Below are 26,499 nucleotides of genomic sequence, written 5' to 3' on the forward strand. Positions count from 1 at the left end.
CAAACTGTCACCAGTGGCGGGTCAGCTGGTGGCCGGAAGTGGCGGCGGCGGGCCCTGCCCCGGGGTCGCTCCCGTCTCCCCCTTGCGGGAGCGGCCCCTCCCCGTCCCCGAGGAGGTCGATGTGCCGAGCCCGATCACCTGGTGGAGAGACCACCAGCCCGCGATGCGGTGGCGGTGACGATGGTCCGGCCGCCCGTCCCGCACGTCGCCATGCGTCCGCTCTGGCGGTGCCGCAGCTGCGGCACGGAGTGGCCCTGCCAGCCGGCCAAGCTCGCCCTGCTGACCGAGTACCGGGGCAGCCGGACCGCGCTGTTGATCTATCTCGGCACCCTGATGCACGAGGCGACGAACCAGCTCACCCAACTCCACCCGGATCACCCACCGGTCGGGATGACCGAGCGCTTCCTCTCCTGGGCGAGGGCCCGGGGCTGACACTGCTCGTGGCCAGGTTTCGCGACTTCGCAGGCGGGGCAGTGTAGCCCCACGGAGCATCCGAGCCTCGGAGTTTCCGCAGCTCACGGGCTCGGAATACCTCGCCGTGCACCGGGGCACGGATGCCCCTCCCCGGTTTTTCGCCGAAGAGAGGGGGAGGGCGATGACGGACCCCGAAACGGCTCGACACCGATGCCGGCCGATTGTTCGGCTGGGGGCGGCGGCTGCCGCTCTGGCGCTGGTCGCACCGCTGGCTGCGTGCGGTTCCGGTGACGCTGGTGGCCCACCGACACTCAACCTGTACTACCCGCCCGAGCAGAACCTGCAGAAGGTCGTCGACGACTGCAACGCGCAGGCACAGGGGCGGTACGAGATCGCCTACCGGGTGCTGCCCCGGCAGGCTGACGACCAGCGGGTGCAGATGGTGCGCCGGCTGGCCGCCGAGGACAGCGGCATGGACCTGCTCGGCCTGGACGTCACCTGGACCCAGGAGTTCGCCAGCGCCGACTGGATCCGCGAGTGGACCGGCCAGGACAAGGCCGAGGTCGAGCAGGGCACCCTCGCCGGGCCGCTGGACACCGCCCGCTACGAGGACAAGCTGTACGCGGCACCGAAGAACACCAACGTCCAACTGCTCTGGTACCGCAAGGACCTGGTGCCCCAGCCGCCGACGACCTGGGATCAGATGATCAGTGCGGCCCAGCAGCTCAAGGACCAGGACAAGCCGTACCAGGTGCTCACCATGGGCGCCCAGTACGAGGGTCTGGTCGTCCTCTACAACACCCTGGCCGAGAGCGCCGGTGGGAAGATCCTCTCCGACGACGGCAAGAAGGCCGTGATGGACGACGGCACGGTCCGGGCGCTGGATCAGCTGAAGCGCTTCGCCACGTCGGGCGTGACCTCGCCGTCGTTCAGCAACGCCACCGAGGACCCGGTCCGGTTGGAGTTCCAGACCGGCTCGGGCGCGTTCCAGGTGAACTGGCCGTTCGTCTACCCGGCCCTGCAGGAGGCGAACCCGGAGCTGGCCAAGCAGGTCGGCTGGGCGCGGATCCCGGGCACCGACGAGGGCACCCCGAGCAAGGTCACCATCGGCGGGGTCAACCTCGCCGTCAGCTCCTACTCCAAGCACCCCGAGCTGTCCTTTGAGGCGGCCCGCTGCCTCCGCAACGCCGAGAACCAGAAGTTCTCCGCGATCAACGACGGCGTACCGCCCACCATCGAGGCGGTCTACGACGACCCGGAGATGGTCGAGGCGTACCCGATGAAGGACACCATCCTGGAGGAACTGAAGGACCCGGCGACCCGTCCACTGACCCCGGCCTACCAGAGCATCTCCACCGTGATGTCGGCGATCCTGTCGCCGCCGTCGGCGATCCGTCCGCAGCAGACCGCGGACGAGCTGCGCAAGGCCATCGCTGATGCCCTCCAGTCGAAGGGGGTCCTGCCGTGACCCGGCCCGCCGCCTCTGCGACCACGGAGAAGACCGATGGCCAGCGTGCCACCGTGCCCACCCAACGCGGCGGCCGCCGCAAGCCGCCGCTGAGCGAGAACAAGAAGGCCGAACGCAGGCTCGGCTGGTTGCTCTGTGCGCCCGCCGCGCTGGTCATGGTCGCGGTGACCGCGTACCCGATCATCTATTCGGTCTGGCTGTCGTTGCAGCGCTTCGACCTGCGCTTCCCCGACGAGCGCAAGTTCATCGGGCTGGAGAACTACGTCACCGTGCTCAGCAACGAGTTCTGGTGGACCGCGTTCGGGGTGACCATGCTGATCACGGTGGTCACCGTGGCCGTCGAGCTGGTGCTCGGCATGGGGCTGGCGATCATCATGCACCGCACCCTGATCGGCCGCGGCCTGGTGCGGACCTCGGCGCTCATCCCGTACGGGATCGTCACGGTGGTCGCCGCGTTCTCCTGGCGGTACGCCTGGACGCCCGGCACCGGGTACCTCGCCAACCTGTTCAGCGACGGCGCACCGCTGACCGAGCGGGCCAGCTCGCTGGCGATCATCATGCTGGCCGAGATCTGGAAGACCACGCCGTTCATGGCGTTGCTGCTGATGGCCGGGCTGGCGCTGGTGCCGGAGGACCTGCTCAAGGCCGCCTCCACCGACGGTGCCACCGCCTGGCAGCGGTTCACGAAGGTGATGCTGCCGGTGATGAAGCCGGCGATCCTCGTCGCGCTGCTGTTCCGCACCCTGGACGCGTTCCGGGTCTTCGACAACATCTTCGTGTTGACCGCTGGCGGCAACGAGACGTCGTCGGTGTCGATGCTCGCCTACAACAACCTGATCCGGGGCCTGAACCTCGGCATCGGCTCGACGATGTCCGTGCTGATCTTCATCACCGTGGCGATCATCGCGTTCGTCTTCGTGAAGCTGTTCGGTACCGCTGCCCCGGGCAGCGACGACTCCGAGAGGCGCTGACATGGCCACCGGTACCGCAACCACCACCCGGGCGAAGCTGCGCTGGGGCCTGCTCGACGTCCTCGTGGTCGTCTTCGCGCTCGTCCCGGTGCTGTGGATCGCGTCGCTGTCGTTCAAGACGCCGGCCACCCTCACCGACGGGAACTTCATCCCCCGGGAGTGGACGCTCGACAACTACAAGACGATCTTCGACACCGACCAGTTCGTCCGGGCGCTGGTCAACTCGATCGGCATCGCGCTGATCGCCACGCTCATCGCGGTGGTGCTCGGCGCGATGGCCGCGTACGCGATCAGCCGGCTGGACTTTCCCGGCAAACGACTGCTGGTCGGCGTCTCCCTGCTGATCGCGATGTTCCCGCAGGTGTCGCTGGTGTCGCCGCTGTTCGAGATCGAGCGTCAGCTCGGCCTCTTCGACACCTGGCCCGGGCTGATCCTGCCGTACATCACGTTCGCGCTGCCGCTGGCGATCTACACGCTGTCGGCGTTCTTCAAGCAGATCCCGTGGGACCTGGAGAAGGCGGCGAAGATGGACGGCGCCACCCAGGCGCAGGCGTTCCGGCGGGTGATCGCCCCGCTGGCCGCCCCCGGGTTGTTCACCACGGCGATCCTGGTCTTCATCTTCTGCTGGAACGACTTCCTCTTCGCGATCACGCTGACCTCCACCGAACGCGCCCGTACGGTGCCGGTCGCCCTGTCGTTCTTCACCGGCGAGTCGCAGTTCGAGGATCCCACCGGGGCGATCTGCGCCGCCGCCGTGGTGATCACCATTCCGATCATCCTGTTCGTCCTCTTCTTCCAGCGCCGCATCGTGTCCGGTCTGACCTCCGGCGCCGTCAAGGGATAGGTGAGTAGTCATGGCTGACATCGTGCTCGACAAGGTGAGCAAGAGTTTCCCGGACGGGACCGTCGCCGTGCAGGACGTCGACCTGGAGATCGCCGACGGCGAGTTCGTGATCCTGGTCGGGCCCTCGGGCTGCGGTAAGTCCACCACCCTCAACATGATCGCGGGGCTGGAGGACATCAGCTCCGGTGAGCTGCGCATCGCCGGCCAGCGCGTCAACGACAAGGCTCCCCGGGACCGGGACATCGCCATGGTGTTCCAGTCGTACGCGTTGTATCCGAACATGACCGTGCGGGAGAACATGGCGTTCCCGCTGCGGTTGGCGAAGCTGGACAAGGAGACCATCAACCAGAAGGTCGACGAGGCGGCGAAGGTGCTGGAGCTGACCCCGCTGCTGGACCGCAAGCCGGCCAACCTCTCCGGCGGGCAGCGCCAGCGGGTGGCGATGGGTCGGGCGATCGTCCGCCAGCCGAAGGCGTTCCTGATGGACGAGCCGCTGTCCAACCTCGACGCCAAGCTGCGGGTGCAGATGCGTACGGTGGTGTCCCGGTTGCAGAAGCAGCTCGGCACCACCACCGTCTACGTCACCCACGACCAGACCGAGGCGATGACCCTCGGCGACCGCGTGGTGATCATGCGCGGGGGCGCGGTGCAGCAGGTCGGCCCTCCACAGGAGCTCTACGACCACCCGCGCAACCTCTTCGTGGCCGGCTTCATCGGTTCGCCGTCGATGAACTTCCTGCACGCCGCCGTGCAGGACGGCGGGCTGCACACCGCTCTGGGTGACGTGCCGCTCGGCGACCGGGTACGCCGCGAACTGGAGGCCGCCGACGCGCCCCGCGAGCTGATCCTCGGCATCCGCCCCGAGCACTTCGAGGACGCCGAGCTGATCGACGAGGACACCCGCCGCCGGGGCATCGAGTTCGAGGCGCCAGTCGACATCGTCGAATCGATGGGCTCGGACAAGTACGTCTACTTCACCGTGGAGGGCGAGAAGGCCAGCGCCGCAGAGTTGGAGGAGTTGGCAGCCGACGCCGGTGCGGCCGACTTCGCCCGCGCGGGCGGCAACCTGGTCACCCGGCTGTCCGCGGAGTCCCCGGTCGTCGAGGGGCAGTCGCGCCGGGTCTGGTTCAACCTGGAGAAGATCCACCTGTTCGACCCGGCTACCGGCCGCAACCTCACCCTGCACGAGGGTAGAGCTGCCGGCGCGCTCGCCGACTGACAGCGTCCACCGTGGTGGGGGCCGGCGGGTTCGCCCGCCGGCCCCCGTCGTGCCCTGCGCCGCGCGCCCGGCCGTGGCAAGGTGGTCGCAGGTCGCGTCGCGAAGCGGGGGACGGATGAATCGACGACTGGCCGCGCTGGCCAACGCGCACGGCGTGTCCACCTGGTACGAAGATTGGCGGCACCGCCGCGTCGAGGTCGCACCGGAGACGGTCGTGGGTGTGCTCGGCCTGCTCGGCGTGGACGCCACCAGCCCGACGGCCATCGCCGCCGCGCTCGCCGCCGCCCGCGCGGTCGACCGGGGCGCACTGCCGGAGACGGTCGTGCTCGGCCACGGCGTCACCCGGGCACTGCCCGGCCCGGGTGTGGTGACCCTGGAGGACGGCGGTCGCCGCGCGGTCGACGGCGAGCTGCCGTCGGACCTGCCGCTGGGTTGGCACCGGCTGGCCTGCGCCGGCCGGGAGGTGACGCTGGTGGTGGTGCCCCGTCGGCTGCCCGTGCCGCCGCGCACCTGGGGGTGGATGCTCCAGCTCTACGCGCTCAGCTCGGAGCGCTCCTGGGGCATGGGCGATCTCGGTGACCTGGCCGAGTTCACCGGCTGGGCGGGGGCAACCGGCGCGGGGCTGGTGCTGCTCAACCCACTGCACGCGGTCGGGCCGGCGCACCCGGTCGCCGCCTCACCGTATTCGCCAGCCAGCCGACGCTTCGTCAACCCGCTCTACCTGCGGGTCAGCGACACCGCCGCGTACCGTGCGGCGGACCCGGCGACCCGTGCCGTGGTCGACGCGTTGCGCCCCGACCGCAGTGACCTGATCGACTACGACGAGGTGTGGGCCGCCAAGCGGCACGCCCTGGAGTTGCTGCACCCGTACGCCCAGCGGGTGGACCTTGCCGCGGACCCGGCGCTGGGCAGCTTCGCCACCTGGTGCGCGCTGGCCGAGCGGCACGGCAACGACTGGCGTGCCTGGCCGGCGGAGCTGCATCACCCGGACGCCCCGGCGGTCGCCGAGCAGCGCCGCCAGCTCGCCGACCGGGTGGACTTCCACGCCTGGCTGCAACACCTGTGCGACGAGCAGCTCGACGCCGTGACGGCGGCGGCCCGGGCGGCCGGGATGCCGGTCGGCGTGGTGCACGACCTGGCCGTCGGCATCGACCCGGGCGGCGCGGACGGTTGGCAGCTCGCCGACGTGCTGGCCCAGGGTGTGCGGGTCGGCGCACCGCCGGACGACTTCAACCAGCTCGGCCAGGACTGGGGGCTCGCCGCGTGGCGCCCCGACCGGCTCGCCGCAACCGGGTACGCGGCCTACCGGGACATGCTGCGTCGGACCCTGCGGCACGCCGGTGGCCTGCGGGTGGACCACGTCGCCGGCCTGTGGCGGTTGTGGTGGGTGCCGCCGGGCGCCGGGGCAGCCGAGGGCACCTATGTCCGCTACGACGCCGAGGCGATGCTCGGCATCCTCGCGCTGGAGGCGCACCGGGCCGGCGCGGTGGTGGTCGGTGAGGACCTGGGGACGGTCCAGCCGGCGGTGACCCGGGGGCTACGTGGGCGCAACATGCTCGGCTCCACCGTGCTGTGGTTCGCACGCGACGACGACGGTGACTTCGTCCCACCGGCCCGGTGGCCCCGCAACGCCCTCGCCACGATCTCCACTCACGACCTGCCCACCGCACCGGGCTTCCTGACCGGTGAGCACGTGCGGGTGCGCGACGAGTTGAAGCTGCTCAGCGCCGACGTGGCGGTGGAGCGGGGCCGAGCCGTCGCGGACCGGGAGCGGCTGCTGACGATGCTGCGCGACGAGGCGCTGCTGCCGCAGACACCCGGTCCGGGGTCGGAGCCGGCCGGCGGGTCGCCCCAGCCCGCCGACGGCGACGTGGTGGTGGCGATGCACGCCGCGCTCGCGGCCAGCCCGACCCGGCTGCTCGGCGTCTCCCTCTACGACGTGCTGGGCGAGGTACGCCAGCCGAACATGCCGGGGACGGTGGACGAGTATCCGAACTGGCGACTGCCGCTGCCAGCCACCGTGGCACAGATCCGCACGGACCCCCGGGTGACCCGGATCGTCGAGCTGCTCACCGCCGCCCGCCCGCGACGGGCCAACCCTGCACGAGCCGACGCTCACCCGGCCGACCCGGCCGAGGAGTAACGCCGCCGGGTCAGGTCAGCCAGTCGAATCGCGGCGGCAGGCCGAGGAAGTCGGCGTACCGCTTCAGCGCCTGCTCAACACAGGCCCGTTCGTCGTCGGCCATCGGCACCAGCGGTCGCACCGTTAGGGTGACCGCGGCCCGGCCGACCTGGCGCTTCCACACGCCCACCACCCGACCGGCACGGACCACGGTGGCCTGGAAGACGCCGTTGTTGCCCGGCACGACGGCCGCCTGGTGCGCGGGGTCGAGCATCAACGTGCGGTCCCGGTAGCCGAGCAGGTATTCGTCGAAGCCCGGCAGCGCCAGCACCTCGTCCACCGGGGTGCGTGGAACGTCGACCAGTGCCGCGTCGACGTGCATCGGCGCGCTCTCGACTCGCACCGTGGTGAGCGCGTCGCCGGCGGCGGCCAGCCCGCGCCGCGCGTCGGTCAGCGTCAGACCGGACCAGCCGGCGAACTCGCGGTCGCTGACCGGCCCGTGCCCCCGCACGTAGCGGTGGGCGAGCAGGGCCAGCGCCTCGTCCCGATCCAGCTGGCGTGACTCGGGTGCCCACTCGTCGAGCAGGGCGAAGGTCTGATCCTTGCCGACGTTCGGTGCCACGCAGGTCACCCCGCGCACACTCGCGAACCACAGCAGGTGGTAGCCGCACTGCCCGTCGGTGGCCAGCCCCGACGCGCGCAGGGTGGCCAGGCACTCCGCACGGGTGAGCCGGTTGCCGCCGGCCAGCGCGGTGCCGAGGACGTCTACCGCCCGGTCCGCGTCGGCCTCACTGAGCCCGAGCTGCGCCCGGCGGGTCGCCGCGCCGGCCAGCGAACGGACACCGGTCAGCTCCAGCATCCAGCGGGCGTCGGCGGGTGGAACGAGGTGCACGGTGCCCCGCATCGGCCAGGTGCGCAGCGCCTCGCGTCGCTCCAACGCCGCCTGCACGTCGGCCATGGTGCTGCCCGGCAGCCGGGCGCCCAGAGACCACAGGCCGCTGGCCAGATCCTGTGCCTGCATCGCGCCGAACCACTCGACCAGGTCGGCGACGGTGCCGGGTCGGGTGCTCGGATGCGGGCGCAGCAGCAGGCTGGTCATCCGCAGCGCCAACGCGTCGGCCGCGCTGAGGTCGGCAGGCATCGCGCGCCCCTTCCGGTGGACGAGCGCCCAGCCTAGGGCCGGCCACCGACGTTCCTGCTGACGGGAGGAGTAACGGCGGTTGTCGTGGGAAAGCGGCCCGCCGGAAGTGCGTGCGCCGCGCGTACGGGAGGGAAGTCCCATGACTGCCGCAAACGAGCCGGCCCGGGGTGCCGGCGCACCGGCCGGATCCCGGACCCATCGGGGGGACGCCCGCGCGAAGACGAGCGCGGCCGCCACCTTCGCTCTGGTCTTCGGCGTTGCCGGCTTGCTCAGCGTGCTGACCGCCATCCTCGCCTGGATCGGGTTGGTGCTGGGCATCATCGGGATCATCCTCGGCATCGTCGGGCTGAAGATGAGCCGGCGGCCCGGGGTGACCGGTCGGGGGGTGGCCATCGGCGGGTTGGTGCTGAGCATCCTGGCGGTGCTGATCGGTCTGGGCCTCGCCGCTGGCATCTCCACCTTCGTCAACAACGAGGGTGCCGTCAACCGCCTCCAGCAGCAGGTCGACGACCTGCGCGACAAACTCGACTGACGCCGGCCCGGGGACCGGGGGACCACCTTGTGCTGCTGGTCGGCCAGGTGGCCCCCTCGGGCTATTTGGATTCGACCCGTCCGAGCGGGTTGACCCCGGCGGTCAGCACGTCACGCGCTGCCTGCCAGGCGGAATCGCCGGGGTAGAGCTCGCTGCGGAGGTATGCCCAGGTGAGCAGTTGGACCGCCGCCACCCGCTCCGGGTTCTCGTCCGTGGTTTCGGCGACGTCATATCCGGAGATGCCGCCGAGGCAGTGCTCCGCGTCGAAGAGGGTGAGCAGGGTCTTCGGGCCGGGAGACAGGACGTACGGATCGGCGTGCCAGTCCGCGCCCCGAACCGTCAGGTGAGTAGAGGTGTCCTTGTCGCCGGCGACCACGAGCGTGGGTGTCGTCATCGCGGAGAAGTCCGTGGTCAAGAAGAAGGAGTAGTTCGTGGCCGCGAATTCGCTGAGAGCGTCGCCGCCTCTGCCGGGCGCGGCAAGGAGCACACCCGCCTTGATCCGGGGCTCGGCCAGGTTCACCTCTGTCCCGTCGTGAGGATCGGTGAGCCGTGCGCCCAGCAGCAGGCTCGCGGTGTGTCCGCCGAGCGAATGCCCGGCCACGGCGACCCGGCTTCGGTCCAGGCGCCCGAGGAGTTGCGGGACAGCGGCCTCGATCACGTCGAGTTGGTCGAGGATGCGCGTCATGTCCTGGGCCCGCGAACGCCAGTGGAGAGGCGCGTCGGGGTCGGTGGGATCGAGGCTCAGCGTCTTCGAGTCCAGATGGGTGGGCTGGATGACGACGAAGCCGTGCGCTGCCCAGAAGGTGGCCAGTGGGCTGTAGCCGTTCAGTGACGAGAGGTTGTTCGAATACCCGTGCCCGTGTGAGAGCAGGATGATCGGCAGCTCACTACCGGTCATCGGCGCGGAGACGCGCACCTGGAGATCCACGGCGCGGCCGGGTGCTGACAGCACGATCGGGCTGGCGGAGAGGACGGGGGTGGACGCGCTGATGGTGTCGGCTGCGAGAGTCGCTGCGCTCATGATGTCGAGGCCTTCCGAGGTATAAACGGATCAGTGTTCCACTAAATATACGGAACAACGCTCCGTTTTGCCAATGGCCGTGCGCAACGAGCCGACGCCCGACGCCGCGCGACACTTCCGATGGGCGCGGCCGGAGATCACAGTAGGGTGGTCGTCGTGCTCCGCCAGGTCACCGCGATCCGCTACGTCACCCCGCTGCGCGAGGGTGGGTCGCTGCCTGGCGTGGTGGAGGCCGACGACCTGGGCACGTACGTGGCCAAGTTCCGGGGCGCCGGCCAAGGACCCAAGGCGCTGATCGCCGAGGTGATCTGCGCAGAGCTGGCCCGCCGCCTGGAGCTGCGGGTGCCCCCACTGGTGGTGCTCGACATCGACCCCGTGATCGGCCGGGCCGAGCCCGACCAGGAGGTGCAGGAGCTGCTGCGCAACAGCGGCGGCGCCAACCTGGGGATGGACTTCCTGCCCGGGGCGCTCGGCTTCGACCCGGTGGCGCATCCCGTCGACCCGACGCTGGCCTCGCGCGTGCTCTGGTTCGACGCGTACGTGGAGAACGTCGACCGGAGCTGGCGCAACCCGAACCTGCTCGTCTGGCACCGGGAGCTGTGGCTCATCGACCACGGCGCCTGCCTGTACTTCCACCACAACTGGCCGCGAGCCGCGGCTGCCGTGCACCGGGCCTACCGAGCTGAGGACCACGTGCTGGCGCCGTACGCCCACCGACTCGCCGAGGCCGACGCCGAGCTGGCCCCACGGATCACCCCGGAGCTGCTCACCGAGGTCCTGGCCCTGGTGCCCGCGGAGTGGCTGACGGCTGCCGACTTCGAGACGGCCGACGCCGCGCGGGCCGCGTACCTGGAGCACCTGTGGGCCCGGGTCGCCCGCACGGCCGACTGGCTGCCGCAGGGGAGCGCCGCATGAGGCATCCCTTCGAGTACGCGCTGATCCGGCTGGTGCCCCGCATCGAGCGCGGCGAGCAGATCAACGTCGGAGTGTTGCTCTACTGCCAGCAGCGCGACTTCCTGGCCGCGCGTACACACCTGGACGCCGACCGGGTCCGCGCACTGGCACCCGACGTGGACCTGCCGGCAGTGGCCGCGGTGCTCGACTCCTGGGACCGGACCTGCTCCGGGGACGGGCCGGCGACCCGGATGCGGCTCGGCGAGCGGTTCCACTGGCTGGCCGCGCCGCGCAGCACGATGATCCAGACGGGGCCGGTGCACACCGGGCTCACCGTCGACCCGGCCGCCGAGCTGGACCGGCTGATGGCGGCCCTGGTCCACTGAGCGAGGGCGGTGGACGGCAGCCCCTGATCGCGCTACGCCAGCCCCGTTGCCGACGGAGCGCGATCCCCCGTTCAGGTGCCCGGTGCGGGGCGGCGGCTGGTTCCCGCCGGCACCGATCCCATCAGGATCGCCGCCCGCACGGTGCGTAGGGCCGAAACCACCGGGAAGTTGCGGAAAACTTGAGCCCGGCGGACCGGTAAACGGGAGGCGCTGCCGTTAGAGATCAGGCGCAAGGGGTAGTCGCGGGAGCTGACCCGAGACGATAAGGGGAAACATCTGATGGCTGCCCAGACCAAGGTAGCGGTGATCTACTACAGCGCCACCGGCATCACGTACCAGATGGCGCAGGCCGTGTGCGAGGCCGCCGGGGAGGCCGGCGCCGATGTGCGCCTGCGCAAGGTGCGCGAGCTGGCGCCGGACGAGGCGATCCGCTCCAACTCCGGCTGGGAGGCTCACCGCCTGGAGACCCAGGATGTGCCCGAGGCGATGGTCGACGACCTGGCCTGGGCCGACGTGGTGATCTTGGGCGCGCCCACCCGGTACGGCATGGTCGCCGCCCAGCTGAAGCAGTTCATCGACACCACCGGCCCGCTCTGGGCGCAGGGCGCGCTGGCCAACAAGGTCTACTCCGCCTTCACCTCGACGGCGACCTCGCACGGGGGGCAGGAGACCACGTTGACCTCGCTCTTCAACGTCTTCTACCACTGGGGCGGCATCGTGGTCACTCCTGGTTACACCGACACCAGCCAGTTCATCGCCGGCAACCCGTATGGCGCCTCGCACACGAGCAACAACGGTGAGATCGCCCCGGACGCCGTGGCGCTCGGCGCCTGCGCGCTCACCGCACGGCGGGCGGTGCTGGTCGGTGCCGCGCTGAAGGCGGGCATGGCCGGCTGACGGGCGAAGGCGACCGGTGGCGCGGGCGGGGGCTCTCGGCCCGCCCGCGCCACCGGTCGATCCAGCTCTACCCCGAGGCAGGGCGGCTATGCGCGTCCGCCCATTGCGGACAGCTCGTCCGTGCGCGGAGCCGGCAGCAGGTCGCTCAACAGCTCGGTCAGCACGGCGAGCCCGTCCGGGCTGAGCACCGACTCCGGGTGGAACTGCACCCCGGCGAAGCCGCGCCCACGGAGGGCATGCACGGCGCCGTCGCTTGAGTCCCGGGCCAACTCCACCGGCCCGTACGCGGTGGCCAGCCGGTCCGCCTCGGCGCGGGCGGTGAACGTCGAGTAGAAGCCGACCCGGCGGGTCCGGCCGAACAGCCGCACCTCCCGCTGCAACCCCTGATAGGGAGCCTCGCGGCGGTGCAGTGGCAGCCCCAGCAGCCCGGCCAGCACCTGATGGCCGAGGCAGACCGCGAGGGTGGGACGGCCGGTCGCCAACAGCTCGGTCAGCAGTCTCCGCAGCGCCACCATCTTCGGCTCGTCCGAGCTTCCCGGGTCACCCGGCCCGGGACCGGCCACCACCAGGTCGTAGGGGTCGACAGGGCCGCTCGCGTGCCACGGTCGCATGGTCACCGCGAGACCCAACGCGCCCAGTTGGTGGGCCAGCATCCCGGTGAAGGTGTCCTCGGCGTCCACGATCAGCACCCGGCGGCCGACCAACCCGGGCAGACCCGGCGCGTCCGGTGACCGCTGGTCCAGCCAGAACCGCGACAGCGGTGCGTTGCGCGCGGCCAGCGCGTCGCGTACCGCCGGCTCGTCGGCCAGTCGCGCGACCGGCCCGCGGCCGCCGACGGGCGCCGCCGGCCCGAGGCCGAGCGCGGCCAGTACACCGGCCGCCTTGGCGTGCGTCTCGGCCACCTCGCCGGCCGCCGTCGAGTGCCGGACCAGGGTGGCGCCCACCGGCACCCGCAGCCGGCCGGTGGGGGAGATCTCGGCGGTACGGATCAGGATCGGGGCGTCCAGCGTCTGCTGGCCGGCCTCGTCGTGGCCGAGCAGGGCCAGCACACCCGCGTAGTAACCCCGGCCTCGGCGCTCGTGCCGGGCGATCACCCGGCAGGCGTTCTCCATCGGGCTGCCCGTCACGGTGGGGGCGAACATCGTCTCGCGCAGCACCTCCCGCACGTCACGGGTGCCCCGCCCGGCGAGCAGGTACTCGGTGTGCGTCAGGTGCGACATCTCCTTCAGGTACGGGCCGATCACCTGACCGCCGTGCTCGGCGACGGTCGCCATCATCTTCAGCTCCTCGTCGAGCACCATGTACAGCTCCTCGACCTCCTTCGGGTCGGCGAGGAAGCGCAGCAGCGCAGCCCGGTCCGGGGTGCCACCGGCAGACCGGAAGGTGCCGCTGATCGGGTTCATCATCACCAGACCGTCGTCGACGCTGACGTGCCGCTCCGGGCTGGCGCCGACCAGAGTCCGCGCGCCGGTGTGCACCACGAACGTCCAGTACGCGCCGCGCTCGGCGACCAGCAGCCGGCGCAGCGCGGCCAGCGCGGCCACCAGCGGCGGGCCCTGCACGGTGGCGTGCAGGGTGCGGTGGATGACGAAGTTCGCGCCCTCGCCGCGGCCGATCTCCTCGGCCAGCACCCGCTGCACGGTTCGCGCGTACTCCTCGTCGGTGATGTCGAAGGCGGCGTCGATGGTGCGGACCGGCTCGTCGGGCAGCGTGGCCAGGGCGTCGGCCAGGGCGATCCGCCGATGCTCGCGGACCTGGAGGCACTCCAGCGGGGCGCCGTCGTCGACGCAGGCGAAGCCGCGCTCGGTGATCTGCCGGTACGGCACCAGGGCCAGGGTCCGCGCTCCGGGCGTGCCCGGCGTCAGTGGGATGTCCGCGAGCCGTTCGACGGTGTCGACCGGGCCGGTGAACAGCTCCAGTTCGTCCGCGCCGTCGCGGCGCAGCAGCGCGAAGGGACCAGGGTCGACACCGTGGGCGACGGCGGCGAGCAGGTCGGTCAGGTGGGTCATCGGAGTCTCCGTGGGGCCGGGCGCCGCCTGCGGGGCGGCCATCGGGCCGGGAGAGCCGGCGGCCGCCTCGATGGCGGCCGCGTGGATGGAGCTACGCGCGGGAGATGGCCGCCGGGTTGGCGGGCCACCAGCAGGTCAGATGCGCGAGCATGTGATCCACCCTACGCGCCCGCCGCCCGGCTGACACCGGGTAACTTGACCGGCGATGAACATTCTCGCGCTCGATCTGGGCACCTCCTCGGTACGCGGGTTGGTGCTGGACGGGGACACCCGACCGCTGCCCGGCGCCCTGGCCCGGCGCAAGGTCGACCTCGCCATCGGCGACGACGGCACCGGCACGCTGTCCGGTCCCGCGTATCTCGCCTACCTGGTCGAGTGCCTGGACGAGCTGGCCGACGCCGGGCACCTGCACGACGTCGACCTGGTGGCGGTCTCCGCCCAGTGGCACTCGGTGCTCCCGCTGGACCGCGACGGCGCCCCGATCGGCCCGGTGATCACCTGGCTGGACACCCGGCCCGCGCCGGTCGGCGGTACACCGGGGCCGGCCGACCCGGACGACTTCCACCAGCGCACCGGCTGCTGGTGGCACCGCTCCTACTGGTCGATGCGGTTGCCCTGGCTGCGCGAGCAGTCCGGCACCCCGATCGCCCGGTTCGTCGGCCTGCCCGAGTACGTGCTGGGCGAGTTGCTCGACGAGGCGCCCATGTCGGTCTCCCAGGCTTCCGGGACCGGTCTGCTGGACCTGCAGAGCATGCGCTGGGACGAGGAGGCGCTGACGCTCGCCGGGGCGCGACCACAGGAGCTGCCGCCCCTGGGTGAGCTGGACTGGCACGGCCGGCTCCGGGCCGACAAGGCCCGCCGTTGGCCGCAGCTGGCGCAGGCCCGCTGGTCACCTCCGGTGGGTGACGGTGGGGCGTCGAACGTGGGTTCGGGCTGCGTCGACCCGAGCCGGGCCGCGGTCACCGTCGGCACCTCCGCGGCCGTACGGCTGATGCAGCGGATCCCGGCCGGCGAACCGATGCCGCGGCTCCCCGAACGGCTGTGGCGTTACCGGGTCGACCACGACCATGTGGTGACCGGGGCGGCGTACTCCAGCGGTGGCAACCTGTTCGCCTGGGCGAACCGGGAGCTGCGGTTGCCCCGGGGCGCCGAGCTGGACGCGGCGCTGGCATTGGTGCCGGCGGGCGGTGGCCGACCGGCCGACTCCCGCTTCGGTGGCGACCGGCCGCCCGGCCTCGCGCCGGCGGGCAGCGGCGAACTGCGCGGACTCAGCTTCAGCACCACCTCCGTGGACATCCTGGCCGGGTTGATGCAGGGGCTGTGCGAGCTGGTCGCCGAAGATCTCGCGGTGCTGGAGTCCACGATCGACAAACCGGTCGGTGTGGTGCTGGGCGGGGGTGCGGTGGCAGCCTCGGTGTGGTGGCGGCAGGCCTTCGCCGCCGCGCTCGCACCGCGACCGGTGTCGCACCAACGCAACCCGGAGATCGGCGCCACCGGCGCGGCATTGGTGGCCCTGGGTCGATCTGGTGACGCGGCCGACCTCGCCGACATCGGCCGGACGGACGAGCTGGTCCTGCCGACCACGGCAGGACGTTCCCACCCGCAGTATCCTTCCTGAACCTCCGCGTTGCCCGGGCCGTTGACAGCGCTCCCGAGCCTGGTTGGATGGACTGCGCTCCCCGGACCGCGGTGGACGCGGTAGGACGGAGGAGACAGGGTGGCGGTAGGTCCCGACCCGGCGACCGGCGCGGTGTCGAACCATCGCCGGCGCCGCTTCGACGTTCGCGTCGTCCCACATCGGCGTCGGTCACCGTTCCGGCTGCGGGACTGGCGGATGAGCACGAAGCTCGCCACCGTGCTGGTGGTGCCGTCGGTGGCGTTCCTGGTGCTCGCCGGCGTGCAGACCAGCGCGCTGGTAGGGCGGACGACGGCGTTGAACGACTTCTCCGGCCAGGTCGGCATCGGCCGGCAGATCACCGCGGTGGTGCACCAGCTCCAGCAGGAACGCGACCGTTCGGCGGGGGAGCTGGGTGAGCTGCGGAGGGGTGGCGACCGGGAGCTGGCGGCGACCAACCTGAAGCCGTTGCAGACGGCCACCGACCGGGCGATCGGCGAACTGCGCCAAGCCGCCGAGCCGCTGGCGAACGCCGACGCGTCCTGGCGGGTCGCCTTCTCCGAGGCGCTGGAGGCGTACGACCAGGTGGCCGACATCCGTGCGGCGATCCCGCCGGCGGTGCTCAGCAACGACACCATCCTGAGCAACTACCACCGCGCCGTCGGCGCGATGCTCGACCTGCTCGCCGAGCCGACCCCTGGTCAGGACCAGCCGGCGTTGAACGACGCGGTGCTGCGCTACGTCCAGCTGGCCCGGGTCAAGGAGCTCTCCTCGCGGGTGCGGGCCCAGCTGTACGCCGCCGCCCGCGGCGGACGGTACGGCACCGAGGACCGGGTGCTCCTCACCGATCTGCGCGCCCAGCAACTGACCGCGCTCGGCGCGTTCCGGGTGGCCGCGACGACCGACCAGATCCGCCGGTACGACGAGACCTCGGTGGCCCCGATGTTCGTGCTCGCCACCCGGTTGGAGGAACGCAGCCTGCCGGCCGGTGACGCGTCGCCGGAGGTGTTGCCGTCGGAGCAGTGGTGGGCGGCCAGCCAGCAGCGCCAGGAGCTGCTGCGGCAGCTTGAGGCGGGCGTGTTGGACGACGCCGTGCGGCAGGCCGACGACGCCAGTGACAGTCAGCTGCGGGCCACCCTGCTGGTCGTCGGCGGGATCGTCGCGGTCCTGCTGGTCGCCCTGCTGATCTCGTTGCTCGTCGGGCGGTCGGTCGCCCGGTCGATGCGGTTGCTGCGTAGCCAGGCGCTCCGGATCGCGCAGATTGAGCTGCCGGACGCACTGGACCGCCTGAAGACCGTCACGGGCGGGGTGCCCGGAATCGAGGTCGCGCCGGCGGTGGTCCGCTCGCTCGACGAGATCGGTGAGCTGGCCGAGGCGTTCGTGGCGGTGCACCGCAGCGCGGTCACGGTCGCCGTCGAGCAGGCGCTCATGCGGCGCAACGTCAACGCGATGTTCGTCAACCTGGCCCGCCGTAGCCAGGTGCTGGTGGAGCGCCAACTGGAGCTGCTGGACGACCTGGAGCGCGAGGAGAGCGACCCGGACCAGCTGGAGAACCTGTTCAAGCTCGACCACCTGGCCGCGCGTATGCGCCGCAACGACGAGAGCCTGCTGGTGCTCGCCGGCACCGACTCCACCCGCCGGTGGAACCGACCGGTCGGTCTCGCCGCGGTGCTGCTGGCCGCCGCCGCGGAGATCGAGCAGTACCAGCGGGTCCGCATCGAGTCGGTGGCCGAGGTGCACGTGGTCGGGCACGCTGTCGGCGAGTTGGTGCACCTGCTGGCCGAGCTGCTGGAGAACGCCACTGCCTTCTCCCGCCCGGACACCACCGTGGTGGTGACCGCCCGGGTCGAGGGTGCGACCACACTGATCGAGATCGCCGACCGTGGTCTGGGCATGAGCCCAGCGGCGCTGGCTGAGGCGAACGCCGTGCTGGCCAGCCCTCCAGCCGCAGACGTCGCGGCGGTGGAGCGGATGGGTCTCTTCGTGGTCAGCCACCTGGCCGCCCGGCTGGGCGTACGCGTGCGGTTGGACGGTGGCCAGGGCGGCCTGGTCGCCCGGCTCGCGTTGCCCGCCGTGCTGCTGGCCCCGGCGGGCTCGCTGGAGCTGGACCCGCCCGCGCCGGCCCGGATGCTGGCGACGAGCGCCGCTCGGGGAGTGGCTCCGCAGCCCCGGGTCGCCCGGGAGGCCGGTGCCCCCGTGCCGGGCTTCGCGGCGCGGGACCTGCCGGTGGCCGGCCGTCCGCCGGGCGTCGCCGTGCCGCGCCAGGCCCGTCCGGTGCCGGTGCGCGCCGAGGACGTGCTGACCCCGGCCACCGCCCGCGACGACGGCGGGGGTTGGTGGTCGCGGCAGGGTCCCTTTGCGCCAGTAGTGCCCGCGGCGGCGGTGCCGCCGGCCATCCCGGTGACCGCCGGCACGAATGAACGAGGGCTGCCGGTGCGGGTGCCCATGGCGCAGTTGTCCGCGGTCACCCGTTCGGCACAACCGGTGTCGACGCTGACCCGCGCTGACCCGGACCCCGAGGCAGTTGGCGGCATGCTCTCCCGGCTCTACAGCGGAGTGCGGCGCGCCGAGGCCGAGGACACCACCGAGATACCCGTGCCACCGTCCCAGGGGCACGATGAAAGGGGACGACGACAGTGACGACGTTGAGCCAGGAGGCGCGTGACCTGAGCTGGCTGGTGAGCGCGTTCGCGGAGCGGGTGCCGGGCGTGGCGCACGCCGTGGTGGTCTCCTCCGACGGGCTGCTGGTGGCGATCTCCGACCACCTGCCCCGCGACAACGCGGACAAGCTCGCCGCGGTGACCTCCGGGCTGATGAGCATCACCGCGGGCGCGGCCCAGTTGTTCGACGGCGATATCGTCAAGCAGACGGTGGTCGAGATGGGCCGCGGCTACTTCCTGGTGATGCAGATTCGCGACGGTTCGATCCTGGCCACGCTGGCCGCCGGTGACGCGGACATCGGTGTGGTGGGCTACGAGATGGCCCGGCTGGCCAAGCAGGCGGGGGAGATGCTCACTCCGGCTCTGCGGGCGGAGTTGCAGCAGGCGCTGCCCCGCTGACTGGCCCGGCCGAGTCCCGGACGGTCACCGGCTCACCGGAGCCGAGCCGTCCGGGCCCGGCCGTCCGGGTGGCGGCCTGCTCAGAAGCCGCCGTCGGCGATGACGGAGCGGTACCAGGTGGCGCTGCTCTTGAGCACCCGCCGCTGGGTCGGGTAGTCCACGTAGACCAGTCCCCACCGCTGGTCGTACCCCTCGGCCCACTCGAAGTTGTCCAGCAGTGACCAGACGTGGAAGCTCTCCAGCGGCACCCCGGCGGCGATGGCCCGGTGCGCGGCGGCGAGGTGGTCACGCAGGAAGCTGATCCGACCCGCGTCGTGGACGGTGCCGTCCACGGCCAGGGTGTCCGGTGTGGGCAGCCCGTTCTCGGTGATGGTGAGCGGGATGGGGCCGTAGTCGCGGGTGACCCGGGTCAGGATGTCGTACATCCCCTCGGGGTAGATCTGCTGCCACTCGGCCTCGGAGGTCGACCAGCGGTGCTCGGTGCCGCCGTCGGTGGCGACGTAGATGGGCGTGTAGTACTGCACGGCCAGCAGGTCGACCGGTGCGGAGATGATCGCCAGGTCGCCGTCGCGGATGCCCTGGACCATCCGGCTCTGCGGGCCCAGGTCGGCCAGCACGTCTTCCGGGTAGCTGCCCTTGAGCAGGGAGTCCAGGTAGAGCCGGTTCTCGTAGCCGTCGTAAAGGCGGGCGGCGGCGGCAGCCTGCGGGGAGTCGTCGGCGGGGTAGCAGGGGTGCAGGTTGAGCGCGGGGCCGATCCGACTGGTGCTGCCGGTGGCCCGCAGCGCGCCGACCGCGAGCCCGTGCGCGAGCTGCAGGTGGTGGGCGACCAGGTAGGCCGCGTCCGGGTCCTGCCGGCCCGGGGCGTGGTGGCCGATCAGGTAGCCGTTCTGCACCACGGTCTTGGGCTCGTTGACGGTGAGCCAGTCCGGCACCCGGTCGCCGAGGGCATGGAAGACTGCGTCGGCGTAGTCGGCGAAGCGGTGGGCGGTGTCGCGTGACTCCCAACCGTCGGCGTCCTGGAGTGCCTGCGGGAGGTCCCAGTGGAACAGGGTGGCCATCGGGGTGATCCCGCGTTCGTGCAGGCCGTCGAGGAGCCGCCGATAGAAGTCGAGCCCGCGCTGGTTTGGCGCGCCCGTGCCGTCGGGCTGGATCCGTGGCCAGGAGATGGAGAAGCGGTAGCTGCGCAACCCGAGGTCGCGCATGAGGTCAAGATCCTCGGCGTACCGGTGGTAGTGGTCGGCGGCCACGTCGCCGGTGTCGCCGTTGCGGGTGCGCCCGGGGACACGGCTGAAGGTGTCCCAGACCGACTCGCCGCGCCCGTCCTCCTTGGCGGCGCCCTCAATCTGGTACGCGGAGGTGGCCGCGCCCCAGCCGAAGTTGTCAGGGAAGCGCAGCGGGCCGGCGGGCCCGGTGGGTATCGACATGGATTCTCCTCATGGATACGGGGCCACCGCCGAGATTCGGGAGCGCTCCCATGATAGGGCAGGGGCGGCGGGCCCGGTCAGCCGGCCGTCGTGGCGGGCCGGCGGTGGCGGGTTGAGGCGGGTGGGGCCCCGAACAGCGAGCGAGGCCGCCGGGCGGCGCGGCGCGCCTGTCCCGTCGGCCTCTTTTCCCATCGTGTACGGGGGTTTAGTGTGGGGACGGGGGAGGGCAACCCCCGTCCCCACCGTAACTGCACACACACGGGCGGAATTTGGGTCCTGCCGTGCGTGTCGCGCGGGAGCCGGGCCACGCGAGTGGCTTTGGTTCCACCTCCCTCCATGTGGCGGGACGATGGCTGACGGCGGCGTCCGGGCTGGCCCGTCGTCAGCCCTCGGGCTGGTTCCCCGGGTCCGTCAGAGACGGCCCGGCGATCTTCTTGTTGGAACCTTGTCGATGGAAGCGCTCCCATCGACCGATGTTGCGACTGTAACGCCCGTCACGTCATTGTGAAAGACCCAAAACGAGATCGAAACAAGGAGCTGATCCCGCCACCCGCACGCTTGTTGTGGGAGCGCTTCCATGGCACACTGTCGATTCGACGCGACAGGAGCCACATCGCGTGAATGCGGGTCCGCCGAGGGCAGCCGGCAGCACCACTTCCGGTCACGGTCACCCGATCGCAGCCGGCGGGACCCCCTCCCGCGCAGGCCGCACCGCCGTACCCCGGCCGGGCCCGGGGGAGACCACCTTCCCGGCGCCTCGAATCTCCCGCGGACCACCACCCTCGCGGGCAGGCGCCTCGCCGGGGACCATCCCGGCCTGGTCCGAGGAGACACCGCGCACATGAGACAACTGGCACGACGCCGTCGCGTGGCGATCATCGCCGCCACCGTGCTCGCCATCGGCGGGGTGACCCTGCCCGCCGGCGCCGCGCAGGCCGCACCCGCCTGCGACGTGGTCTACGCGACCAACGACTGGAACACCGGCTTCACCGCCAACGTCACCATCAAGAACCTGGGCGACCCGGTCAGCAACTGGACGCTCAAGTGGACCTTCCCGAACAGCGGCCAGCGGGTCACCCAGGGCTGGTCGGCCAAATACAGCCAGTCCGGCAGCGAGGTCACCGCGACCAACGAGTCGTACAACGGCAACCTCGGCACCGGGGCCTCCACCACCATCGGCTTCAACGGCGCCCACTCGGGGAGCAACCCGAAGCCCACCTCGTTCACCCTGAACGGCACTCCCTGCAACGGCACGCCGGCCAACCAGCCGCCGACGGTCTCGCTCAGCCTGCCGAGCGGGCCGTTCACCGCGCCGGCCGACGTGCCGCTGACCGCCACCGCCAGCGACCCGGACGGGACGATCAGCAAGGTCGAGTTCTACCGCAACGGTCTGCTGATCAACACCGACACCTCAGCCCCGTACGCCTACACCCAGGAGGACCTGCCGGCCGGCAGCTACACCGTCCAGGCCAAGGCGTACGACAACGCCAACGGCATCGGGGTCGCCGAGAAGGCGTTCACGGTCACCGCCGCCACCGGCCCGACGCTGGTCGCCACCCCGTCCGCGGTGAGCGTCAACGAGGGTGGCACCGCCACCTTCAACCTGAAGCTCAGCGCTGCGCCGACGGCCAACGTGCCGGTCACCCTCACCCGCACCGGCGACACCGATGTCACGGTCTCGCCGGCCACCGTCACGCTGACTCCCAGCAACTGGAACACCGGGGTCACCGTCACGGTCGCCGCGGCGGAGGACGCCGACACCGTCGGTGGCGCCGCCACCATCACCGCCTCCGCCACCGGTCTCGCCCCGCTGGCGGTCACCGCCACCGAGATCGACAACGACACCCCGGGCGGCGACAACACCTACATCGCGAAGTTCCTCGAGCAGTACGGCAAGATCAAGAACTCGGGCTACTTCAGCGCCGAGGGCGTGCCGTACCACTCGGTCGAGACGCTGATCGTCGAGGCGCCCGACCACGGTCACGAGACCACCTCGGAGGCGTTCAGCTTCTGGCTCTGGCTGGAGGCGAACTACGGGCGGGTCACCCAGAACTGGGCCCCGTTCAACAACGCCTGGACGGTGATGGAGAAGTACATCATCCCGACGCACGCCGACCAGCCGACCGCCGGCTCCGCGGGAACGCCGCAGTACGCCGCGGAGTACAACCTGCCCAGCCAGTACCCCTCGGCGCTGAACCCGAACATCCCGGTCGGGCAGGACCCGCTCCGCTCGGAGTTGCAGTCCACCTACGGCACCGGCGACATCTACGGTATGCACTGGCTGATAGACGTCGACAACACCTACGGCTTCGGCCGCTGCGGTGACGGCACCACCAAGCCGGCCTACATCAACACCTTCCAGCGGGGCACCCAGGAGTCGGTGTGGGAAACCGTTCCGCAGCCGTCCTGCGACACCTTCAAGCACGGCGGTCAGTACGGCTACCTCGACCTGTTCGTCAAGGACACCGGCGCCCCCGCCAAGCAGTGGAAGTACACCAACGCCCCGGACGCCGACGCCCGCGCCGTGCAGGCCGCGTACTGGGCGCTGACCTGGGCCAAGGCGCAGAACAAGCAGGCCGACGTCGCGGCCACCATCACCAAGGCCGCCAAGATGGGCGACTACCTGCGGTACGCGATGTTCGACAAGTACTTCAAGAAGATCGGCAACTGCGTCGGGGCGAGCACCTGCCCCGCCGGCAGCGGCAAGGACTCGGCGCACTACCTGCTGTCCTGGTACTACGCCTGGGGCGGCGCGTACGACGCCAGCCAGAACTGGTCCTGGCGGATCGGCTCCAGCCACAACCACTTCGGCTACCAGAACCCGTTCGCGGCCTGGGCGCTGACCAACACCCCGGAGCTCAAGCCGCAGTCGTCGACCGCGGTCGCCGACTGGACCAAGAGCTTCGAGCGGCAGTTGGAGTTCTACACCTGGCTGCAGTCCGCCGAGGGCGGCATCGCCGGTGGTGCCACCAACAGTTGGGACGGCAGTTACGCCCAGCCGCCGTCCGGCACCAGCACCTTCTACGGCATGTTCTACGACGTCGACCCGGTCTACAACGACCCGCCGTCCAACCAGTGGTTCGGCATGCAGGCCTGGTCGATGCAGCGCATCGCGGAGCTGTACCTGCAGACCGGCAACGCGAAGGCCAAGGCGCTGCTGGACAAGTGGGTGCCGTGGGCGATCGCCAACACCACCGTCGGCACCAACTGGTCGATCCCGTCGGACATGGCGTGGACCGGTCAGCCGACCACCTGGAACCCGTCCAACCCGCAGCCCAACACCAACCTGCACGTCGAGGTCACCGTCAAGGGCCAGGACGTCGGCGTCACCGCCGCCTACGCCCGGACCCTTATCGCGTACGCGGCCAAGTCGGGCAACGTCGCGGCCAAGAACACCGCCAAGGGGCTGCTCGACGCGCTGTCGGCCGCCAGCGACGCCAAGGGCGTCTCCACCACCGAGAAGCGTGGCGACTACCGGCGCTTCGACGACACCTACAACGCGTCCACCGGGCAGGGCCTCTACGTCCCGTCGGGCTGGACCGGGAAGATGCCGAACGGCGACGCCATCGCCGCCGGCAAGAGCTTCCTCGACATCCGGTCCTTCTACAAGAACGACCCGGACTGGCCCAAGGTGCAGGCGTACCTGAACGGCGGTGCGGAGCCCAGCTTCAACTACCACCGGTTCTGGGCACAGGCCGACGTCGCCATGGCGTACGCCGACTACGGCAGCCTGTTCCCGAACGGCTGACAGCGACCCGGGGTGGGTGGTGCAGGTGCACCGTCCACCCCGGGTTCGGCCGGGCCCGGTAACGACGGCCCTGGCCGCCGGACGGCCTGACTCCCACGGTCAGGCCGGGGTGGGTCGGCCATCTGGCCGACGCAGCGGATCGGCCGGCCCACCCCACCGCCCGGACTGGAGGTAGCCGCGAAAAAGCCCAGAAATTCTGGCCGCCACGGGATCACGCCGAAGTCGGTGACGGAGTAACGTACGTCACCGGAGAGGCCGCTCCCCCCGTGGCGGCCTCTCCACTTATTTGCCCCGCCACCGCCCCGATCCGCTCGGGTCAACGGGGCGATGTGGCCCGATCTCCGGTGACCGGATGACGCAGACCCGGGTGCCCGGCCGACAACGACCGCCGCAGCACCACCCAGCTCAGTGCCAGCGCCGCGGCGACCAGCGGCCAGGTCAGGGCCACCCGGGCCACCACCAGCGCGAGCACCTGCCCACCCAAGTACAGCGGCACGAACACCGCGAGCCGCGTCAGGTAGGTCGCCGTCCACACCCAACTGGCCCGGCCGTACCCGCGTCTCAGCGCCGGGTCGCGCCGCCACCGGGCACGCTGGCCCAGCACCCCGCCGACCAACACACCGAGCAGCGGCCAGCGCACCACGATGCTGACCGCCCAGACGAGTGCGCTGGCGGCGTTGGAGAGCACCTGGATCAGAAAGAAGTTCTCGGCCCGGCCGGTTCGCACCGCGATCAACGCCGCGACGCAGACGGCCAGCATCCCGATCAGCACCGATCGGGGCCGGTCACCCCGACGCAGCCGTACGCCGGCCACCACCGCGCCGACGGCCAGCGCCGCGCCGACCCCACCCCACAGCGACTCGCCGCCCAGCAGCCAGCCGGCAGCGAACGCCAGCGGCGGCAGGGTGGCATCGATGGCACCGCGTCGTCCGCCCAGCAGATCCGCCAGCGACTCGTCCCGTGCCGGCCCTCCAGAGCCCGGATTGGCGTCCGACCGCTGGTCCGGGCCGGGTGCGGTCGGGCCGCCGTCGCGCTCCGGTGTTCCGCCCACCACCGCCTCCTCGCTTCCGGGACAACCTAACCGGCGACGGGTGGCGGGCCACCGCCCGGCCGCCCGACACCGGCCGCTACGGTGTGCGGATGCGCGCGACGGCACGGGGTTGGACTGCGGTCTGGTTGGTCGTACTGGCCCTCGTCCAGGCGGCTGCCTTTCTCGCCGTGTGGCGGGTGGCCGTGCACACCGAGATCGGGCAGTGGGTGGACACCGTCGCCCTGACAGGCAACCGGATCGGGCAGGACACTATCGACGGCCCCGTCGACCGGATCCTCAACGCGATGTCGGTGGTCTCCCTGCTCGCTGCCACCGCGACGATCGGGTTCATCGCGCTGATGCGCGGGCGGATCGCCCTGGCCATCACCGCGACCCTGCTGATCGCCGGTGCGAACGTCTCGACCCAGCTGCTGAAGCACGGGCTGAGCCGGCCCGACTACGGTCTCGACCCGGAGCGCGCGGGGGTGGGCAACAGCCTGCCCAGCGGGCACGCCACGGTGGCAGCGTCGGTGGCGGTCGCGCTGATGCTCGTCCTGCCGCCCAAGGTGCGAGCGGTGGGCGCCATCATCGGTGCCGGCTATGCCGCCGTCGCCGGAGTCGCCACCCTCTCCGCAGGCTGGCACCGGCCCAGCGACGCGGTTGCCGCGTACCTGGTGGTGGGCGTCTGGGCGGCGTTGGCCGGGCTGGTCCTGCTGATCACCCAGCGGGAGCAGGCCGAGATCGCCCCCGGCGACGCGCACCGGATCGCTGCGCTGGTCCTCGGGGTGGGCGGTGTGCTCGCCCTGGTCGCCTGCGGGCTGTCCCTGGCCTGGCTGGTCGAGCTGCGTGACACCGGGCCGGACGAGTTGGCCCGCCGGCCACTGTTCGTCGGGTACGCGGGCAGCGCTGCCGGGATCGCCGGCATGATGGCGGTGGTGATGGCGCTGGCGCTCACCGTCGTGCACCGGCTGGTGCCCCGGGTCAAGGGCTGAGCCGGCCGGTGGACGCGGTCCGCACGGCGTTCTCCGCCGAGTGCGCGCGGCTCACCGAGATCCTGGCCGAGTTGGTCGACGCCGACCTTGACCGGCCCACCGACTGCCCGCCGTGGACCGTCCGGGAGTTGATCGCGCACGTGCGCACCGGGATCGGCCGGCTGACCGACATGCTCGCCGCGCCGGCACCGCCACGCGCCGAGGCGGACGCCGCCGGCTACTTCGGCACGGCGAAGTTCACCCCGCAGGTGGACGCGGACCGGATCGCCGGTGGTCGGCGCGACGCCCGACAGGTGGACCGGGCGGCGCTGGCGAGCGAGGTGGACCGGGCCTGGAGGGCCACCGACGCGGCGGTCGCCGCCGCGCCGCCCGATCGGGTGGTTCGGACCCGGCACGGCGACGCGATGCTCCTCACCGAGTTCCTGCGGACCAGGGTCGTCGAGGTGGGCGTGCACGGTCTGGACCTGGCCGCTGCGCTGGGCCGGCCCCCGTGGCTCACCGCTGCGGCGGCCGCGGTGATCGCCGACCTGCTCACCGGTGGACGACCGGCACCGGCCGGGTTGCGCTGGGACCGGCTGACCCTGATCCGCAAGGCCACCGGCCGGGCGGCGCTGACCGCCCCGGAACAGGCCGTGATCGACGCGGCCGGCTTTCGCTGGCTCGCCTTCGGCCGCTGACCCTGATCGTCGCTGGCGCCGGTCGCTGTCGGCTCC

General features: G+C 71.5%; 21 protein-coding genes. 16 read left to right on the forward strand and 5 right to left on the reverse strand.

All coding sequences use genetic code 11. The annotated features are described in order from the left end of the window. Nucleotides 1–141 precede the first annotated feature (141 nt). The 6 genes from ABZS37_RS00500 (at nucleotide 142) to malQ (ending at nucleotide 7,059) form a co-directional block, all read left to right on the forward strand. Nucleotides 142–432 (forward strand): flavin reductase, encoded by a 291-nt coding sequence (locus ABZS37_RS00500; protein WP_355164654.1) that lies wholly within the window; start codon nucleotides 142–144, stop codon nucleotides 430–432. Between the two features lie 163 nt (nucleotides 433–595). Then, nucleotides 596–1,882: an ABC transporter substrate-binding protein gene (locus tag ABZS37_RS00505; protein ID WP_355164655.1), complete on the forward strand. Its 1,287-nt coding sequence runs from the start codon at nucleotides 596–598 to the stop codon at nucleotides 1,880–1,882. A 53-nt stretch (nucleotides 1,883–1,935) separates the two neighbouring features. After that, complete coding sequence (locus ABZS37_RS00510) at nucleotides 1,936–2,853, forward strand: sugar ABC transporter permease (RefSeq protein ID WP_355165070.1); 918 nt, start codon at nucleotides 1,936–1,938, stop codon at nucleotides 2,851–2,853. Nucleotide 2,854: 1 nt separating this feature from the next. After that, nucleotides 2,855–3,697 (forward strand): carbohydrate ABC transporter permease, encoded by an 843-nt coding sequence (locus ABZS37_RS00515; protein WP_355164656.1) that lies wholly within the window; start codon nucleotides 2,855–2,857, stop codon nucleotides 3,695–3,697. A 10-nt stretch (nucleotides 3,698–3,707) separates the two neighbouring features. Beyond that, entirely contained in the window at nucleotides 3,708–4,916 is a 1,209-nt protein-coding gene (ugpC, locus tag ABZS37_RS00520) for a sn-glycerol-3-phosphate ABC transporter ATP-binding protein UgpC (protein WP_355164657.1), read from the forward strand. Between the two features lie 115 nt (nucleotides 4,917–5,031). Beyond that, nucleotides 5,032–7,059, forward strand: coding sequence for a 4-alpha-glucanotransferase (malQ, locus tag ABZS37_RS00525; protein WP_355164658.1), 2,028 nt, complete (start codon nucleotides 5,032–5,034; stop codon nucleotides 7,057–7,059). 10 nt (nucleotides 7,060–7,069) lie between these two features. On the opposite strand, the gene ABZS37_RS00530 is transcribed toward malQ, so the two are convergent. After that, a complete protein-coding gene (locus ABZS37_RS00530) occupies nucleotides 7,070–8,179 on the reverse strand; it encodes a winged helix DNA-binding domain-containing protein (RefSeq protein ID WP_355164659.1) in 1,110 nt (369 codons plus the stop codon). Between the two features lie 139 nt (nucleotides 8,180–8,318). Here ABZS37_RS00530 and ABZS37_RS00535 point away from each other — a divergent pair, with 139 nt between their 5' ends. After that, on the forward strand, nucleotides 8,319–8,711 hold the full coding sequence (locus tag ABZS37_RS00535; RefSeq protein WP_355164660.1) for a hypothetical protein: 393 nt from the start codon (nucleotides 8,319–8,321) through the stop codon (nucleotides 8,709–8,711). A gap of 61 nt (nucleotides 8,712–8,772) precedes the next feature. Here ABZS37_RS00535 and ABZS37_RS00540 read toward each other — a convergent pair whose 3' ends face one another. After that, entirely contained in the window at nucleotides 8,773–9,732 is a 960-nt protein-coding gene (locus ABZS37_RS00540; protein ID WP_355164661.1) for a chlorophyllase, read from the reverse strand. A gap of 156 nt (nucleotides 9,733–9,888) precedes the next feature. Here ABZS37_RS00540 and ABZS37_RS00545 point away from each other — a divergent pair, with 156 nt between their 5' ends. From ABZS37_RS00545 to wrbA, 3 genes are all read left to right on the forward strand, one after another. Further along, nucleotides 9,889–10,647, forward strand: a complete 759-nt coding sequence (locus tag ABZS37_RS00545; protein WP_355164662.1) for a HipA family kinase — start codon at nucleotides 9,889–9,891, stop codon at nucleotides 10,645–10,647. Next, nucleotides 10,644–11,012 (forward strand): DUF3037 domain-containing protein, encoded by a 369-nt coding sequence (locus ABZS37_RS00550; protein WP_355164663.1) that lies wholly within the window; start codon nucleotides 10,644–10,646, stop codon nucleotides 11,010–11,012. The genes ABZS37_RS00545 and ABZS37_RS00550 overlap by 4 nt, the downstream gene beginning before the upstream one ends. A 279-nt stretch (nucleotides 11,013–11,291) precedes the next feature. After that, a complete protein-coding gene (wrbA, locus tag ABZS37_RS00555) occupies nucleotides 11,292–11,909 on the forward strand; it encodes an NAD(P)H:quinone oxidoreductase (RefSeq protein WP_355164664.1) in 618 nt (205 codons plus the stop codon). Between the two features lie 86 nt (nucleotides 11,910–11,995). On the opposite strand, the gene ABZS37_RS00560 is transcribed toward wrbA, so the two are convergent. Beyond that, the gene (locus tag ABZS37_RS00560; protein WP_355164665.1) at nucleotides 11,996–13,918 is read right to left on the reverse strand and encodes an anthranilate synthase family protein; all 1,923 of its coding nucleotides are present in this window, start codon (nucleotides 13,916–13,918) and stop codon (nucleotides 11,996–11,998) included. 205 nt (nucleotides 13,919–14,123) lie between these two features. On the opposite strand from ABZS37_RS00560, the gene ABZS37_RS00565 reads away from it, so the two are divergent. From ABZS37_RS00565 to ABZS37_RS00575, 3 genes are all read left to right on the forward strand, one after another. Beyond that, nucleotides 14,124–15,536, forward strand: coding sequence for an FGGY family carbohydrate kinase (locus ABZS37_RS00565; RefSeq protein ID WP_355164666.1), 1,413 nt, complete (start codon nucleotides 14,124–14,126; stop codon nucleotides 15,534–15,536). A 99-nt stretch (nucleotides 15,537–15,635) separates the two neighbouring features. Then, nucleotides 15,636–18,173: a nitrate- and nitrite sensing domain-containing protein gene (locus ABZS37_RS00570; RefSeq protein WP_355164667.1), complete on the forward strand. Its 2,538-nt coding sequence runs from the start codon at nucleotides 15,636–15,638 to the stop codon at nucleotides 18,171–18,173. 5 nt (nucleotides 18,174–18,178) lie between these two features. Next, nucleotides 18,179–18,592 carry a roadblock/LC7 domain-containing protein gene (locus ABZS37_RS00575; protein WP_354992516.1) on the forward strand — a complete coding sequence of 138 codons (414 nt, stop codon included), beginning with the start codon at nucleotides 18,179–18,181 and terminating at the stop codon, nucleotides 18,590–18,592. Nucleotides 18,593–18,672: 80 nt separating this feature from the next. Here the strand turns inward: ABZS37_RS00575 and ABZS37_RS00580 are convergent, their stop codons facing one another. Next, the gene (locus tag ABZS37_RS00580; RefSeq protein ID WP_355164668.1) at nucleotides 18,673–20,016 is read right to left on the reverse strand and encodes a GH1 family beta-glucosidase; all 1,344 of its coding nucleotides are present in this window, start codon (nucleotides 20,014–20,016) and stop codon (nucleotides 18,673–18,675) included. A gap of 841 nt (nucleotides 20,017–20,857) precedes the next feature. Between ABZS37_RS00580 and ABZS37_RS00585 the strand changes: the two genes are divergently transcribed. Then, entirely contained in the window at nucleotides 20,858–23,764 is a 2,907-nt protein-coding gene (locus ABZS37_RS00585; protein WP_355164669.1) for a glycoside hydrolase family 48 protein, read from the forward strand. A 316-nt stretch (nucleotides 23,765–24,080) separates the two neighbouring features. Here ABZS37_RS00585 and ABZS37_RS00590 read toward each other — a convergent pair whose 3' ends face one another. Then, nucleotides 24,081–24,713: a DUF3159 domain-containing protein gene (locus ABZS37_RS00590; protein WP_355165071.1), complete on the reverse strand. Its 633-nt coding sequence runs from the start codon at nucleotides 24,711–24,713 to the stop codon at nucleotides 24,081–24,083. Between the two features lie 185 nt (nucleotides 24,714–24,898). On the opposite strand from ABZS37_RS00590, the gene ABZS37_RS00595 reads away from it, so the two are divergent. Together ABZS37_RS00595 and ABZS37_RS00600 are read left to right on the forward strand one after the other, a co-directional pair. Beyond that, nucleotides 24,899–25,786 carry a phosphatase PAP2 family protein gene (locus ABZS37_RS00595; protein WP_355165072.1) on the forward strand — a complete coding sequence of 296 codons (888 nt, stop codon included), beginning with the start codon at nucleotides 24,899–24,901 and terminating at the stop codon, nucleotides 25,784–25,786. Nucleotides 25,787–25,794: 8 nt separating this feature from the next. Further along, entirely contained in the window at nucleotides 25,795–26,463 is a 669-nt protein-coding gene (locus ABZS37_RS00600; RefSeq protein ID WP_355164670.1) for a maleylpyruvate isomerase N-terminal domain-containing protein, read from the forward strand. The last annotated feature ends 36 nt before the right edge of the window (nucleotides 26,464–26,499 follow it).

The organism is Micromonospora sp. NPDC005413, assembly GCF_040606435.1.
Classification (GTDB): domain Bacteria; phylum Actinomycetota; class Actinomycetes; order Mycobacteriales; family Micromonosporaceae; genus Micromonospora.

Excerpts from the sequence above, each read along its gene's own strand:
- ABZS37_RS00505 (WP_355164655.1), top strand. The coding sequence starts at position 596 with ATGACGGACCCCGAAACGGCTCGACACCGATGCCGGCCGATTGTTCGG.
- ABZS37_RS00515 (WP_355164656.1), top strand. The coding sequence starts at position 2,855 with ATGGCCACCGGTACCGCAACCACCACCCGGGCGAAGCTGCGCTGGGGC.
- ugpC (WP_355164657.1), top strand. The coding sequence starts at position 3,708 with ATGGCTGACATCGTGCTCGACAAGGTGAGCAAGAGTTTCCCGGACGGG.
- malQ (WP_355164658.1), top strand. The coding sequence starts at position 5,032 with ATGAATCGACGACTGGCCGCGCTGGCCAACGCGCACGGCGTGTCCACC.
- ABZS37_RS00530 (WP_355164659.1), bottom strand. The coding sequence starts at position 8,179 with ATGCCTGCCGACCTCAGCGCGGCCGACGCGTTGGCGCTGCGGATGACC.
- ABZS37_RS00535 (WP_355164660.1), top strand. The coding sequence starts at position 8,319 with ATGACTGCCGCAAACGAGCCGGCCCGGGGTGCCGGCGCACCGGCCGGA.
- ABZS37_RS00540 (WP_355164661.1), bottom strand. The coding sequence starts at position 9,732 with ATGAGCGCAGCGACTCTCGCAGCCGACACCATCAGCGCGTCCACCCCC.
- ABZS37_RS00550 (WP_355164663.1), top strand. The coding sequence starts at position 10,644 with ATGAGGCATCCCTTCGAGTACGCGCTGATCCGGCTGGTGCCCCGCATC.
- wrbA (WP_355164664.1), top strand. The coding sequence starts at position 11,292 with ATGGCTGCCCAGACCAAGGTAGCGGTGATCTACTACAGCGCCACCGGC.
- ABZS37_RS00560 (WP_355164665.1), bottom strand. The coding sequence starts at position 13,918 with ATGACCCACCTGACCGACCTGCTCGCCGCCGTCGCCCACGGTGTCGAC.
- ABZS37_RS00565 (WP_355164666.1), top strand. The coding sequence starts at position 14,124 with ATGAACATTCTCGCGCTCGATCTGGGCACCTCCTCGGTACGCGGGTTG.
- ABZS37_RS00580 (WP_355164668.1), bottom strand. The coding sequence starts at position 20,016 with ATGTCGATACCCACCGGGCCCGCCGGCCCGCTGCGCTTCCCTGACAAC.
- ABZS37_RS00585 (WP_355164669.1), top strand. The coding sequence starts at position 20,858 with ATGAGACAACTGGCACGACGCCGTCGCGTGGCGATCATCGCCGCCACC.